Source organism: Pseudomonas sp. LBUM1640 (genome assembly GCF_059716225.1).
The window spans coordinates 883,200-896,105 of sequence record NZ_CP166816.1; the positions used below are offsets into that span (position 1 = coordinate 883,200).

Annotated in this window: 15 protein-coding genes; 3 read left to right on the forward strand and 12 right to left on the reverse strand. The window is 61.1% G+C overall.

Annotation, left to right across the window (positions count from 1 at the left end; translation table 11 throughout):
• Nucleotides 1-29 precede the first annotated feature (29 nt).
• Nucleotides 30-548 carry an acyloxyacyl hydrolase gene (locus ACA065_RS03850; RefSeq protein ID WP_497693392.1) on the forward strand — a complete coding sequence of 173 codons (519 nt, stop codon included), beginning with the start codon at nt 30-32 and terminating at the stop codon, nt 546-548.
• Between the two features lie 153 nt (nt 549-701).
• Here ACA065_RS03850 and ACA065_RS03855 read toward each other — a convergent pair whose 3' ends face one another.
• The 12 genes from ACA065_RS03855 to ACA065_RS03910 all read right to left on the reverse strand — a co-directional run bounded on the left by ACA065_RS03855 (nt 702) and on the right by ACA065_RS03910 (nt 10,708).
• A complete protein-coding gene (locus ACA065_RS03855; RefSeq protein ID WP_016977069.1) occupies nt 702-1,007 on the reverse strand; it encodes a YkgJ family cysteine cluster protein in 306 nt (101 codons plus the stop codon).
• 54 nt (nt 1,008-1,061) lie between these two features.
• The gene (locus tag ACA065_RS03860) at nt 1,062-1,553 is read right to left on the reverse strand and encodes a DUF2878 domain-containing protein (RefSeq protein ID WP_497693393.1); all 492 of its coding nucleotides are present in this window, start codon (nt 1,551-1,553) and stop codon (nt 1,062-1,064) included.
• Nucleotides 1,546-2,817, reverse strand: a complete 1,272-nt coding sequence (locus ACA065_RS03865) for a class I SAM-dependent methyltransferase (RefSeq protein ID WP_497693394.1) — start codon at nt 2,815-2,817, stop codon at nt 1,546-1,548. The genes ACA065_RS03860 and ACA065_RS03865 overlap by 8 nt, the downstream gene beginning before the upstream one ends.
• The gene (locus ACA065_RS03870; protein WP_497693395.1) at nt 2,804-3,613 is read right to left on the reverse strand and encodes a DUF1365 domain-containing protein; all 810 of its coding nucleotides are present in this window, start codon (nt 3,611-3,613) and stop codon (nt 2,804-2,806) included. Before ACA065_RS03870 ends, ACA065_RS03865 begins: the two co-directional genes overlap by 14 nt.
• A complete protein-coding gene (locus ACA065_RS03875; protein WP_497693396.1) occupies nt 3,610-4,857 on the reverse strand; it encodes an NAD(P)/FAD-dependent oxidoreductase in 1,248 nt (415 codons plus the stop codon). Before ACA065_RS03875 ends, ACA065_RS03870 begins: the two co-directional genes overlap by 4 nt.
• Nucleotides 4,854-5,636 carry an SDR family NAD(P)-dependent oxidoreductase gene (locus ACA065_RS03880; RefSeq protein WP_497693397.1) on the reverse strand — a complete coding sequence of 261 codons (783 nt, stop codon included), beginning with the start codon at nt 5,634-5,636 and terminating at the stop codon, nt 4,854-4,856. Before ACA065_RS03880 ends, ACA065_RS03875 begins: the two co-directional genes overlap by 4 nt.
• Nucleotides 5,633-6,055 carry a nuclear transport factor 2 family protein gene (locus ACA065_RS03885; protein WP_497693398.1) on the reverse strand — a complete coding sequence of 141 codons (423 nt, stop codon included), beginning with the start codon at nt 6,053-6,055 and terminating at the stop codon, nt 5,633-5,635. Before ACA065_RS03885 ends, ACA065_RS03880 begins: the two co-directional genes overlap by 4 nt.
• Nucleotides 6,048-7,490, reverse strand: a complete 1,443-nt coding sequence (phrB, locus tag ACA065_RS03890; protein WP_497693399.1) for a deoxyribodipyrimidine photo-lyase — start codon at nt 7,488-7,490, stop codon at nt 6,048-6,050. Before phrB ends, ACA065_RS03885 begins: the two co-directional genes overlap by 8 nt.
• Nucleotides 7,491-8,420: a MerR family transcriptional regulator gene (locus ACA065_RS03895; RefSeq protein ID WP_497693400.1), complete on the reverse strand. Its 930-nt coding sequence runs from the start codon at nt 8,418-8,420 to the stop codon at nt 7,491-7,493.
• Nucleotides 8,421-8,435: 15 nt separating this feature from the next.
• Nucleotides 8,436-9,395 carry a YbgA family protein gene (locus ACA065_RS03900; RefSeq protein ID WP_497693401.1) on the reverse strand — a complete coding sequence of 320 codons (960 nt, stop codon included), beginning with the start codon at nt 9,393-9,395 and terminating at the stop codon, nt 8,436-8,438.
• 114 nt (nt 9,396-9,509) lie between these two features.
• Nucleotides 9,510-9,725, reverse strand: a complete 216-nt coding sequence (locus ACA065_RS03905; protein ID WP_497693402.1) for a TIGR02450 family Trp-rich protein — start codon at nt 9,723-9,725, stop codon at nt 9,510-9,512.
• On the reverse strand, nt 9,722-10,708 hold the full coding sequence (locus tag ACA065_RS03910; protein WP_497693403.1) for an NAD(P)/FAD-dependent oxidoreductase: 987 nt from the start codon (nt 10,706-10,708) through the stop codon (nt 9,722-9,724). Before ACA065_RS03910 ends, ACA065_RS03905 begins: the two co-directional genes overlap by 4 nt.
• A 212-nt stretch (nt 10,709-10,920) precedes the next feature.
• On the opposite strand from ACA065_RS03910, the gene ACA065_RS03915 reads away from it, so the two are divergent.
• Both ACA065_RS03915 and hemH read left to right on the forward strand, forming a co-directional pair.
• Complete coding sequence (locus ACA065_RS03915) at nt 10,921-11,820, forward strand: TIGR01777 family oxidoreductase (protein ID WP_497693404.1); 900 nt, start codon at nt 10,921-10,923, stop codon at nt 11,818-11,820.
• Nucleotides 11,821-11,834: 14 nt separating this feature from the next.
• Entirely contained in the window at nt 11,835-12,860 is a 1,026-nt protein-coding gene (hemH, locus tag ACA065_RS03920) for a ferrochelatase (RefSeq protein WP_497693405.1), read from the forward strand.
• The last annotated feature ends 46 nt before the right edge of the window (nt 12,861-12,906 follow it).

Sequence of the window (12,906 nt, forward strand, 5' to 3'; positions counted from 1 at the left end):
ACAACTTCGTTCTCAAGGGACTGTTTCTTATGAAGCGTTTGTTCTGTTTGGCCGCGCTTGCGGCCGTCGTGGTGGGGCACGCTGTTTCGGCTCAGGCTGCAGGCCTGGAATTTGGGGTGGGGAGCACCAGCGATTCGACCATGACCTATCGGCTGGGGTTGACGTCGGATTGGGATAAAAGCTGGTGGCAGAGCGATGTCGGTCGTTTGACCGGCTACTGGAGTGGCGCCTACACCTACTGGGACGGCGACAAACGCGCGGGCGCCAGTAGCCTGTCGTTCTCGCCGGTGTTTGTGTATGAGTTTGCCGGGGAGTCGGTCAAGCCTTACATCGAGGCTGGGGTCGGCGTGGCGGTGTTCTCACGCACACGCCTGGAAGACAACAACATCGGCCAGGCTTTCCAGTTCGAAGACCGCCTGGGCTTTGGTTTGCGCTTTGCCGGCGGGCATGAGGTGGGCATTCGTGCCACGCACTATTCCAACGCAGGCATCAGCAGCAACAACGACGGTGTAGAAAGCTACTCGTTGCACTACACTCTGGCGTTGTAAACCTCAGAACACAGTTTTCCAGAACACTGCAAAACCAAATGTGGGAGCGGGCTTGCTCGCGAAGGCGCAGTGTCAGTCACCGAATAATTGACTGATACACCGCTTTCGCGAGCAAGCCCGCTCCCACATTTTTGATCTCTGTCTGCCCTGACGTCAGCGATACGCCGTCGCAATCCCTTCGCGCTCGGTCAAGCACTCTGGCGCGCCCATCTCGAACTCCCGGCAGATCAGCGGCCGGCGCTCGTAAATCGTGCACATCATCGTGTCCCGGTCCAGCGCCGCACACCAGCCGTCGTCCAGGCGCAGCATCACTTCGCCGCCCCAATCGTCGGTATCGATGTAGCGCTCCGGCACGCCGGTGTCGGTGATCAGCATCACTTCCAACTGACAGCAGCACGCTGCGCACGTCGAGCAAGTGACTGCGGGTTCGGTGATTTGAGTGTGGGGGATGTTGGTCATAGGCGCGCAGTGTAAGGCAAGCGCGCCCGGTACGTGTGAAAGCACTGACGGACGTCAGTGCCCCAATTGCCGCGCGATCCAGTGCAGCACCGGAAACAGCAGTGCCCACAGCAACGCCAGGCCGATCAGGGTGGGCGTTGTGCCGTAACCGAAACTCACACCGGCCAATTGGCTACCGGCGTAATAAGACAATGGCCCACCGACTGCGCCTAACAGGCTGGCGCGCCACCAGGGCTGTGCGCTCCAGGCCAGGCAATGGCGCAGCGTGGTGGCGAGTAACGCCCACAGCAGCACCAGCCAAAAAGGAATCAGCGGCCCCGGAAAACTGAAGTGAAATACGCCGAAGGTGCGTAATGAGGTGTCGACGACGGTGCCCAGCAAGGTCACTGCGAGGATCACTTGGCCCTCTGCAGACCATGAACTTATCCACAGCAGGTGGATGGCCAGCACTGCGCCCGCCACCAGCAGCCAGGGGCTGTCACCGCCCAGCACGCAAGCAAACCAGCCGCACTGGAACAGTACGGCATTCGCCAGCGGTTTAAGCACTGAAACGCCCGAGCAATGGTGGGTTGATCGCCGCAGGCTTGGCCAGCAGTAACTGCGCAGTGCCGATCGTACGTTCCATGAAGCCGCCTTCGCAGTAGCACAAGTAGAATTCCCACAAACGCAGGAAATACTCATCGTAGCCCAACTCGGTGAGACGGCCATGGGCGCGGCGAAAGTTCTCATGCCACAGGCGCAGGGTTTTTGCGTAGTGCAGGCCGAAGTCTTCCATGTGCAACAGGTTCATGTCGGTATCGCGGCTGACGATGTGCAACATGTTCTGCACACAGGGCAGGGCGCCACCGGGGAAGATATAGCGTTGGATAAAGTCGACGCTGTTCTTGGCCTGCTCAAAACGTTGCTCACGAATGGTGATGGCTTGCAGCAGCATCAGGCCGTCGCTTTTGAGCAGGTGCGCGCACTGTTTGAAGTAGGTCGGCAGGAAGCGATGGCCCACCGCTTCGATCATCTCGATGGACACCAGCTTGTCGTATTGGCCGGTCAGGTCGCGATAGTCCTGCAGCAGCAGGGTCACTTGGTCCTTCAGGCCCAAGGCCTCAATGCGCTTTTCGGTGTAGGCAAACTGCTCTTTGGACAAGGTCGTGGTGGTGACTTTGCAACCGTAATGCTGCGCCGCATACAACGCCATGCTGCCCCAACCGGTTCCGATTTCCAGCAGATGGTCGGTGGGTTTGATCGCGAGTTTTTGGCAGATGCGTTCCAGCTTGTTCAACTGCGCCTGTTCCAGGGTGTCATCGGGCGTCAGAAATTGCGCCGCCGAATACATCATGGTCGGGTCGAGGAATTCTTCGAACAGGTCGTTGCCCAGGTCGTAGTGGGCGGCGATGTTTTTCTGCGAGCCCTTGCGCGTATTGCGGTTGAGCCAGTGCAGGCCTTGGGTGAACGGGCGGGCCAAGCGCGCCAGGCCACCTTCCATGGCGTCGAGCACGTCCAGGTTGCTGACCATCACGCGCACCACCGCGGTCAGGTCCGGGGTGGTCCAGTAACCGTGAATAAAGGCCTCGCCGGCGCCGATCGAACCGTTGGCAGCCACCAGGCCCCACACGGCCGGATCAAGAATCTGGATTTCCCCCAGCAGGTGCGCTTCACGTGCGCCGAACACCTGGCGCTCACCGTCTTCGATCACCACCAACTGGCCGTGGCGCAGTTGGCTGAGTTGGCGCAGCACAGCCTTGCGCAGCAGTGCGCTGGTCAGGCCGTTGACGTTCAGGCGGTTTGTCTTGACCGATAAGCTAGGGGATTTCATGGCGGCGATCCTTGGTATACCCGACTGCGGTGCGAGAGGCGCCATCGGCGGCCTGATGGGAAAAAATCGGTGTGCGTTTGAGCAACAGGCGCATGGCCTGCCAATAAATGGCCAGGCACGTCTTGGCGGTCATCCACGGGAAGCGCCACAGGTAGCGATGCAGGCTGGCGCGGTTGAGCGTTTCTTTGTGCAGGCTCAAGGTGGCGTCGAAGACTTTCAGGTCGCCCTGCCAATCGGCCATGTGCACGCCGAGCTTGGCGGCGGGCGGGCTGAAGCTCATGCGGTATTCCAGGTCGCGCGGCAAAAACGGCGACACATGGAAGGCTTTGGCCACGGCGAAGTGCTGATGCTCATTCGCGCCGAGGGCCTGAGCCGGCAGCACGTAGTGATAGCGCTCGCGCCATGGGGTGTTGGTCACTTCACACAGGATCGCGGCCAGTTGCCCATCGGCCTCGAAGCAGTAGAAGAAACTCACCGGATTAAAAGCCAGGCCCCAACTGCGGGCCTGGGTCAGTAGGCAGATAACGCCCTGAGGCTCACGCCCCAGCGCCTTGCCGACTTCTTGGCGCACGGCATCGATCAAGCTCATGCCGTGGCGCGTAAATTCACGCAGGTAGTCCTGCTGGCGAAAGCCGAAGGGTGCCAGGCGACCGGCGCCGGCCAGGGGCGAGAGCCCAAGTACTTCGTCTTGTTCGCTTAAGTCCAGGTACAGCAGGCCGATGCGGTAGCGAAAGGCGTGGGCCTTGGGCGCAAACCGGCGATGGGCGATCCAGCCGCTGTACAGGGCGCTGTTCACAGGGTTTCTCCAAAGGCTTGTGCCACCCGCAAGGCGCTGACCACACCGTCTTCATGGAAACCGTTGGCCCAGTAGGCGCCGCAATAAAAGGTGTTGCGCGCACCCGCCAATTCTTCCCAACGCCCTTGGGCAGCGACCGCCGCGAGGCTGTATTGCGGATGCGCGTAGGTGTAGCGCGCGAGGATCTTCAGCGGGTTGATCATCGGCGTCTGGTTGAGGCTGACGCAAAAGGTGGTGGCGCTGTCGATGCCTTGCAGGATGTTCATGTCATAGGTGACTGCGGCCTGGGTTTGCGCATCGCCGCTGAGCCGGTAATTCCAGCTGGCCCAGGCCAGTTTGCGGTCGGGTAGCAGGCGCGTGTCGGTATGCAGCACCACGTCGTTGTCGGCGTAGGGCAATGCTCCGAGAATTTCCTGCTCCGCCAGGCTTGGGTCGGCCAGCAGTGCCAGCGCCTGGTCGCTGTGGCAGGCGAACACCACGCGATCAAATGCCTCACTGCCGGCAGCGCTGTGGATAACTACGCCGTCCTCTGTGCGCTCGACGTTATGCACAGGGCAATTGAGCCGAATCTGTTCGCGAAAGCTACGCGTCAGCGGTTCGATGTAACTGCTCGATCCGCCTTCGATCACGCACCACTGCGGGCGATTATTCACCGAGAGCAAACCGTGGTTCTTGAAGAACCGCACGAAAAACTGCAACGGAAAGCCGAGCATGTCGGCTAAAGACATCGACCAGATCGCCGCGCCCATCGGCACGATGTAATGCCGGATAAACCGCGGGCCATACCCTTCGGCTTCGAGGTAATCGCCTAGGGTCATTTCGGCACTGATGCGCTGCTCTTGCAGGTCCAGCGGCGCCTGGCGGTTGAAGCGCACGATGTCGCGCAACATGCCCCAGAAACCCGGTGACAGGATATTGCGCCGCTGGGCAAACAGGCTGTTGAGGTTGTTGCCGTTGTACTCAAACCCCGCGCTTTTATCGCACACCGAAAAGCTCATCTCGGTAGGTTTGAAGGTAACGCCAATCTGCCCCAGCAGGCGAATGAAGTTGGGATAGGTCCAGTCGTTGAACACGATAAAGCCGGTGTCCACCGCATAACGTTTACCCTCGACCGTCACGTTGACCGTGTGGGTATGCCCGCCGATGCGCTCGCCCGCCTCAAACAGCGTGATGTCGTGGCGACGGCTGAGCAGGTAGGCGCTGGTGAGCCCGGCGATGCCGCTGCCGATAATGGCGATCTTCACAGGTCGTCCTTCTGCGGCGGCGGGCTGCGCAACATGCGTTTGCCGATGATCAGTTGAGCACGGCTGGGCAGCTTCGACAGCGGCCACAGGGTGGCGATAAACAGCGCCGGAAAGGCGATTTCCAGCGGGCGTTTATCCAGCTTGGCAAAGATATGCCGTGCGGCCTTGTCGGCGGACCAGCTCAAGGGCATCGGGAAGTCATTGCGTTCGGTCAACGGCGTGTCGACAAAGCCTGGGCTGATCACCGTAACGTCGATGTTCTCGGGCGACAGGCTGATGCGCAGGGATTCGAACAGGTAGCGCAGCCCGGCCTTGGACGCACCATAGGCTTCGGCGCGCGGCATCGGCAGATAAGTCACCGCGCTGGCGACGCCAACCAGGTGCGGCGTTTGCCCTTTGCGCAACAGCGGCAATGCCGCTTCGATGCAATAGCTGCTCGCGAGCAGGTTGGTGCGTACCACGTGCTCGACGATAGAGGAGTCAAACTGCCGCGCGTCCACGTATTCACAGGTGCCGGCGTTGAGGATCACGGTGTCCAGAGAGCCCCAGACCACGCTGATGTGTTCGCCGATCTCGCGTACGGTTTGGCTGTTGGTCAAGTCGCCGGCCACCACCAATACTTGGCCTGGATACCGATGAGCGAGTGCTTCAAGTGGGCCTTTGGTACGAGAGCTGAGCGCTACGTGAGCGCCGCTGTTGAGTAATTCAACGGCCAGCGAGGCGCCGATGCCACTGCTGGCGCCGGTCAACCAATAACGACGGGGCAACGAAAGGCTCATCCGATTCTCCTTTTCAGCCAACTGACAACGCGGCCGAGTACTGGCAGGTGTTCATAGAGCAGGGCGCCGGCATCGAAGTAATCACGATGGCGGTACACTTTGTCGTGCCACATCAGGTGTGAGCAGCCTTCCACCCGGATCACTTGGCCGTTGTTCAGCCGCGGGTGGCAAAAACTCATTTTCCAGCGCAGGTAGCCTTCGCCTTCGCCCACTTGGTCGAAGCCGTGGAAGTCGAAGCGCAGTTGGCTGACATTGCTGTACAGCTCGGCAAAGTAGCGGTGCATTGCGGGCAGCCCGTGCACTTCATGCAGCGGGTCGGCGAAGGCGATGTCTTTGCTGTACAGGCTGTCGAGCAGGTGCAGGTTGTGCTTGTCCAGCGTGGCAAAGGCCTGGGCGAACCTGCGCAGGAAGTCACTCATGCTCGGCCACCTCCTGACGTGAAGGCAGGCTGCGGAAAGCGGCCAATGCGCGTTCGCGGGATTTTTTCAGGTCAACAATCGCGCGCGGGTAGTTCGCTACACCAAACAGGCCGCCAACTGCCTCGGGGTTGTGCACTTCCTTTTTATTCAGCGCGGCCAGCTCTGGCAGCCAGTGCTTGATAAACACGCCTTCGCCGTCGAATTTTTCCGACTGGCTCAACGGGCTGAAAATCCTGAAATACGGCGCCGAGTCGGTGCCGGTGGATGAGCTCCATTGCCAGCCGCCGTTGTTGGCGGCCAAGTCGCCGTCGATCAAGTGGCGCATAAAGAAACGCTCGCCTTCACGCCAGTCAATCAGCAGGTTCTTGGTCAGGAACATCGCCACCACCATGCGCAGGCGGTTGTGCATCCAGCCGGTTTCGAGCAACTGGCGCATGGCGGCGTCGATGATCGGCAGGCCGGTGCGCGCTTCTTGCCAGGCGGCGAGGTCCTTGGGCGCATCGCGCCACGCCACTGCTTCGGTTTCGGGGCGAAAGGCACGGTGGCGGGAAACCCGTGGGTAGCCCACCAGAATGTGCTTGTAGAACTCGCGCCACAGCAGCTCGTTGATCCACGTGATTGCGCCGATGTCGCCACTTTCAAACTCGCCCTGATTGGTGTGCAAGGCGGCATGCAAGCACTGGCGCGGCGAAACCACACCGGCGGCGAGGTAGGCGGAAAGCTGGCTGGTGCCGGGTTTGGCCGGGAAGTCGCGCTCGTCTTTGTAGTAACTGATTTGTTGATCGGCGAAGGCATCGAGGCGGCGGCGCGCCTCGTCTTCACCGGCTGGCCAAAGGGCGCGCAACGTGTCGCTGGGCGGCTCGAAACCTTCGACGTGGGTTGGAATGGGGTCGCTTTTCAGGTGCAGTGTTGCCTGGGCTTCTGGTGTGGCCACCAATCGCGGCAAGGCACTGTGCAGGCGCGTGTAGCAGACTTTGCGGAATTGGCTGAAGACCTGGAAGTAAGTGCCGGTTTTGGTCAGCACGCTGCCGGGTTGGAAGAACAGTTGGTCCAGGTAGCTGTGGAAGGTCACGCCGTCTGCTTGCAGTGCCTTGGCCACTGCGGTATCGCGGCGGCTCTCGTGGATGCCGTATTCCTCGTTGACGTGCAACGACTCGACCGCGAGTTCCCGGCACAGCGTGCTCAGCACGCCGGGCGCCTGGGCCCAGGTGGCGGCGGTGCGGATCAGCAGGGGAATGTTCAGCTCGCCGAGCGCCTGGCTCAAGTGCTGCAGGTTGCGCAGCCAGAAGTCGACTTTGCACGGCGCGTCATCGTGGGCCAGCCATTGCTCGGGGGTGATCAGGTACACGGCCGCCAGCGGGCCTCGCTGGCGTGCGGCGGCCAGGGCGGTGTTGTCGTGTAGGCGCAGGTCGGTGCGCAGCCAGATCAAATGCATTTAAACAATTCCACGCTGGATCAGTAACTGGTGGGCCGACAACGGGTCTTCGGCCACGAACAACTCAGGAGTGTCACGGGTTAATACGGCTAACTCGGCCTGGTGGATGCATACCGTTGGTCCGGCAATCAAGGTCGGGCAACTGACGCCGCTCAAGAGTTTGCTGAGTGCCGACAGGTGGAGGGCCTTGCTTGAATACAGCAGCACGGCGCGCGGTTGCAGGTGTTCCACCGCCAGGGCCAGTTCGCCAGCCGGCAGGGGCCAATCGAAGACTTCCACCGGGCAGTCGGCGCTGCTGGCCAGCCAGGCGCTGAGCCACAGGTGCGGCTCCAACGGCAGGTCGGAGTGGTTGACCAGCAGCAGCGGGGCACCTTGGAGTTGGCGATTGTTGTGGTAGATGCGCGCGCCGAACTTGCTGCGCAGCCAGGACAGGAAAAACACCCGCTCCATCTGCGCGCCAAATTGGCCCTGCCATCTTTTTTCAAGCTCATTGAGCAGTGGCAGCATCAGTTGTTCGCACAACGTGCGTGGCGGGTACAGCGCCATGGCTTGGTTGACGGCGTCGTCGACTCGGCGCTCGGCCAACTCGCTGATCGCGGTTACCAGGTTCTGGCGCAGGGTATGCCATTCATTTTCGACGGTGTCGGGGCTGCCTTGGTTGGAGTCGATCAAGCCTTTCACTTGACTGACCGGTACGCCGCGGTTGAGCCAGGTCAGGATGGCGTGGATGCGTTGTACATGTTCGGCGCTGAACAGCCGATGGCCTTTGGGCGTGCGCTGGGGAACGATCAGGCCGTAGCGGCGTTCCCAGGCGCGCAGGGTCACGGCGTTGACGCCGGTCTGGCGCGCCACTTCGCGAATCGGCAGCCAGCCGTCCTCGAGGGCCTGGGCAATGTCTTCGCCGGGTTCGTCTTGCAGGGCAGCGTTCATGATGCTTTTCATGGGTTAGATCGCATTACGCAGGCTGAGATTTTCCGGGTGCGGCTGCAAGTAGGCCTGCTGGGCGATGTAGCGGTCCGGGTGTTGGCGAAAGTGATGTTTGAGCAACGTCAGGGGCACCACCAGTGGCACGATGCCCTGGCGGTATTGGCCGATGACGGTTTGCATTTCCTGTTTGTCATCGGCGCTGATGGCTTGCTTGAGGTAGCCGCTGATGTGTTGCAGCACATTGGTGTGGGTGCCACGGGTGGCGCACTTTTTAAGGCCGGTCATCAGCTCGCTGAAATAGCCGGTGGCCAATGCGTCGAGATCAGTGCCCTTGCTCATACTGCCAAGCAGGTGGCCGAGGCTTTTGTAGTGCGCAGGACTGTGGGCCATCAACAAATATTTGTAGCGGGAATGGAAGGCCAGCAGCCGGTGGCGGGTGAGGCCTTCGGCGAGCAGCTGTTGCCAGATGGCGTAGACGAAAACCCGGGTTAAAAAGTTTTCCCGCAGTACCGGGTCATTCAGCCGGCCGTCTTCTTCCACCGGCAGGTTGGGGTGACGGGCACAAAAAGCCTGGGCGTAAATGCCACGCCCGCCACCGTCGACGGGCGTGCCGTTGTCGCGGTAGACCTTGACCCGTTCCAGGCCGCACGACGGCGATTTCTGCATGAAGATGTAGCCGCACAGGTCGGTGTGTTCCTGGGCCATCTGCTGGCCGTAGTCGTCCAGCGGTTGAGTGACATTGAGCTCGCGACGCACGGTGCCGATGGCTTGCGGGTGGGCAGGGTCGCCGACCAGGCGAATCGGTTCGCGGGGAATGCCCAGGCCGATGGCGACTTCGGGGCACAGCGGCACGAAGTCGAAATAGTCGGCGAGGGTTTGGCTGCACAGCAGGGATTGTTTGTGTCCGCCGTTGAAGCGCACATTCTCGCCCAGCAAGCAGGCGCTGATGGCAATCTTGGGTTTGACGGTGCTGGACATGGCCGAACCTCTGCAAAATTCCTATACAAGCTATAAAGCTTGTACAACTAAATCTCATCATAGGTTTGATGCTGTACAAGTCAAATATTTTGTATAAGTATTTTTTTGCCGGCGCTATTTCCAGCCGATTTTCCAGGCCTCGGCGTTTTGCAGGGTTTGCCAGGCCAGGCGTTCAACGCGGCGGGTCATGATGGCTTGCAGCTCGATTTCGAGCACGGTGCCTTCTTCGTCACGAAACAGTTCGGTGACCAGGAAGTGTTTTTCCTTGTTGCGAGGCGCGGCTGCTGTCCACTTCGACAGCAGCAGTTTGGCGGGATTGATGCGGTTCATTGCAGGTGCTCGATCAGGCGTCGCGCGGCTTCCTGGCCGCTGAGCCAAGCCCCTTCTACCCGGCCGGACAAGCACCAGTCGCCGCACACGTACAGGCCCAGGTCGGCGTCGGCCAGCACGCCGAATTCATGGGCGCTGGAGGGGCGCGCGTAGAGCCAGCGATGCGCCAGGCTGAAGGACGGCGCGGGCATGGCGCTGTGCAACAGTTCGGCGAAAGCGCCGTGCAGGTGTTCGATCACGGCTTCCTTGGGCAGGTCCAAGTGCGCCTTGCTCCACGCGCTGGTGGCGTGCAGCACCCAGGTGTCGAGGGGGGTGTCGCGCCCGGGTTTGCTGCGGTTGCGCGCCAGCCAGTCGAGCGGGCTGTCTTGTACAAAACAGCCTTCCATGGGGGTATCCAAGGGTTGGTCGAAGGCCAGGGCGATGGCCCAGGTCGGGTCCATCTTTACCCCGGCGGCGGCACTCGCCAGTTTGGGCGCGGCGGCCAGCAGGGCGGTGGCCTGAGGCGCCGGCGTGGCGATGACCACGTGGCTGAACGGGCCGTGATTGCCGCCGTCGGCGTCGAGCAGGTTCCAGTGCTGTTTGCCTTGGAACACTTCGGTGATGCGGCAACCGAACGCCACCGGCAAGTCGTCGAGCAACGCGCGCGTGATCGCGCTCATGCGCGGCGTGCCGACCCAGCGGATCTGCTCATCGGGGGAGGGCGTGAGTTGACCGGACTTGAAGTTGTACAGCTGGGGCTTCCACTGCTCGGCCCAGCCGTTGTTTTGCCAGCGGTGCACTTCGTTGACGAAGCGCCGGTCGCGGGCGGTGAAGTACTGTGCGCCCATGTCTAACGCACCGGCATCACTGCGCTTGCTGGACATGCGGCCACCGCTGCCGCGGCTTTTATCGAAGAGTTGTACAGCGTGCCCCGCGTCTTGCAACGCTCGGGCGGCGGAGAGACCGGCGATGCCGGTGCCGATGATCGCGATGGGAACAGTCATGGGAGGCCTCGTTTTACCGTTGGGTACAGACTACGCCGACACCAATAGCTGTACAATATTGTTTTTTGGTATAAGTTTTGGCGTACCTGTTCTTACGGCGTGGCCTATGGTTAAAGCTCGGGCTTAAACGAAAAGCCGCGCCGGATTACAAATGATCCCTCTCTATAAAATAGACCAGTGATCGGCGGCGAACGTTACATGAGGAGTGTCCCATGCACATTTTGCTGACCGGCGGTACAGGCTTGATCGGTCGAAAGCTTTGCCTGCACTGGCTTGCCCAAGGGCATCGCCTGACCGTGTGGAGCCGCGAACCCGACACCGTCGCCAAATGGTGCGGCCCTGAGGTGTTGGGGGTCGGCCGCTTGCAAGACGTGATCGGCAATGTGGATGCGGTGGTCAACCTGGCCGGCGCCCCCATCGCTGATCGCCCGTGGACCAAAAAACGCAAGGCGCTGCTGTGGAGTAGCCGCATCAGCCTCACCGAAACCCTGTTGGCGTGGATGGACGGGCTGGCACAAAAACCGGCGGTGTTGATTTCCGGTTCGGCGGTGGGCTGGTACGGCGACGGCGGCGAGCGTGAACTGACCGAGGCCAGCGGCCCGGTGCAGGACGACTTCCCTAGCCAGTTGTGTATCGCCTGGGAAGAAACCGCCCTGCGCGCCGAAGCCATGGGCATTCGCGTGGTGCTGGTGCGCACGGGGTTGGTGCTGGCGGCCAAGGGCGGCTTTTTGTCGCGGCTGCTGCTGCCGTTCAAACTGGCGCTGGGCGGGCCTATCGGTAATGGTCGGCAGTGGATGCCGTGGGTGCATATCAAAGATCAAATCGCCCTGATTGATTTTCTTCTGCACAAGGAAGACGCCAGCGGTCCTTATAATGCCTGCGCGCCACACCCGGTGCGTAACCGCGAATTTGCCAAGGCCTTGGGCCAAGTGCTGCACCGCCCTGCGTTCATGCCGATGCCGGCGTTTGCCTTGAAGGCCTTACTGGGCGAATTGTCCGGGTTGTTGCTGGGCGGGCAGAAGGCCGTTCCCGAACGGCTGCTGGCTGCCGGTTTCACTTTTCAGTTCACTGAGTTGCATGCGGCCCTGGAAGACTTGTCCAGCCGCCTCTAGCCATAGGATGTTGCATGACGGATCACGCGTTGTTACTGGTCAACCTGGGCTCACCGGCGTCCACTTCGGTGGCCGATGTGCGCAGCTACCTCAATCAGTTCCTGATGGACCCTTACGTGATCGACCTGCCGTGGCCGGTGCGGCGGTTGCTGGTGTCGCTGATCCTGATCAAGCGCCCCGAGCAGTCGGCGCATGCCTACGCATCGATCTGGTGGGACGAGGGTTCGCCGCTTGTCGTCCTGAGCCGTCGTTTGCAACAGCAAATGACTGCGCAGTGGACGCAAGGCCCGGTGGAATTGGCGATGCGTTACGGCGAGCCGTCCCTTGAAACGACGTTGACGCGCCTGGCTGCCCAGGGCATTGAGAAAGTCACCCTGGCGCCGCTGTACCCGCAGTTTGCCGACAGCACCGTGACCACGGTGATTGAAGAAGCCAAACGTGTGGTGCGCGACAAAAAGCTCAAAGTGCAGTTCTCGATCCTGCAACCCTTCTACGATCAGCCGGAATACCTCGATGCGCTGGTGGCGAGCGCCCGGCCGTATGTGGAACAGGATTACGATCATTTACTGCTGAGTTTTCACGGCCTGCCTGAGCGTCATCTGACCAAGCTCGACCCTACCGGCCAGCATTGTTTCAAGGATGCGGACTGCTGCAAGAACGCCTCGCCTGAGGTGCTTGCCACCTGTTATCGCGCGCAATGCTTCAGTGTCGCCCGGGACTTTGCCGCGCGCATGGGCTTGCCGGAGGGCAAGTGGTCGGTGGCCTTCCAGTCGCGCCTGGGCCGGGCGAAGTGGATCGAACCCTACACCGAGGCCCGTCTTGAGGCGTTGGCCCAGCAAGGCGTGAAAAAGCTGCTGGTCATGTGCCCGGCGTTTGTCGCCGACTGCATTGAGACGCTGGAAGAGATTGGTGATCGCGGGCTGGAGCAGTTCCGTGAGGCGGGGGGCGAAGAGTTGGTGTTGGTGCCGTGCTTGAATGATGACCCGCAGTGGGCGGCGGCGCTTAACACGTTGTGTGAAAGAGCGCCGTTATCACTTTAAGCAAGCCGAACGCGGACTAAATGTGGGAGCGGCGGTGCGACGATTC

Bases quoted from the DNA above. Each gene is read 5' to 3' on its own strand.
- ACA065_RS03850 (WP_497693392.1), top strand. From the start codon at position 30: ATGAAGCGTTTGTTCTGTTTGGCCGCGCTTGCGGCCGTCGTGGTGGGG.
- ACA065_RS03855 (WP_016977069.1), bottom strand. From the start codon at position 1,007: ATGACCAACATCCCCCACACTCAAATCACCGAACCCGCAGTCACTTGC.
- ACA065_RS03865 (WP_497693394.1), bottom strand. From the start codon at position 2,817: ATGAAATCCCCTAGCTTATCGGTCAAGACAAACCGCCTGAACGTCAAC.
- ACA065_RS03880 (WP_497693397.1), bottom strand. From the start codon at position 5,636: ATGAGCCTTTCGTTGCCCCGTCGTTATTGGTTGACCGGCGCCAGCAGT.
- ACA065_RS03885 (WP_497693398.1), bottom strand. From the start codon at position 6,055: ATGAGTGACTTCCTGCGCAGGTTCGCCCAGGCCTTTGCCACGCTGGAC.
- phrB (WP_497693399.1), bottom strand. From the start codon at position 7,490: ATGCATTTGATCTGGCTGCGCACCGACCTGCGCCTACACGACAACACC.
- ACA065_RS03895 (WP_497693400.1), bottom strand. From the start codon at position 8,420: ATGAACGCTGCCCTGCAAGACGAACCCGGCGAAGACATTGCCCAGGCC.
- ACA065_RS03900 (WP_497693401.1), bottom strand. From the start codon at position 9,395: ATGTCCAGCACCGTCAAACCCAAGATTGCCATCAGCGCCTGCTTGCTG.
- ACA065_RS03905 (WP_497693402.1), bottom strand. From the start codon at position 9,725: ATGAACCGCATCAATCCCGCCAAACTGCTGCTGTCGAAGTGGACAGCA.
- ACA065_RS03910 (WP_497693403.1), bottom strand. From the start codon at position 10,708: ATGACTGTTCCCATCGCGATCATCGGCACCGGCATCGCCGGTCTCTCC.
- ACA065_RS03915 (WP_497693404.1), top strand. From the start codon at position 10,921: ATGCACATTTTGCTGACCGGCGGTACAGGCTTGATCGGTCGAAAGCTT.
- hemH (WP_497693405.1), top strand. From the start codon at position 11,835: ATGACGGATCACGCGTTGTTACTGGTCAACCTGGGCTCACCGGCGTCC.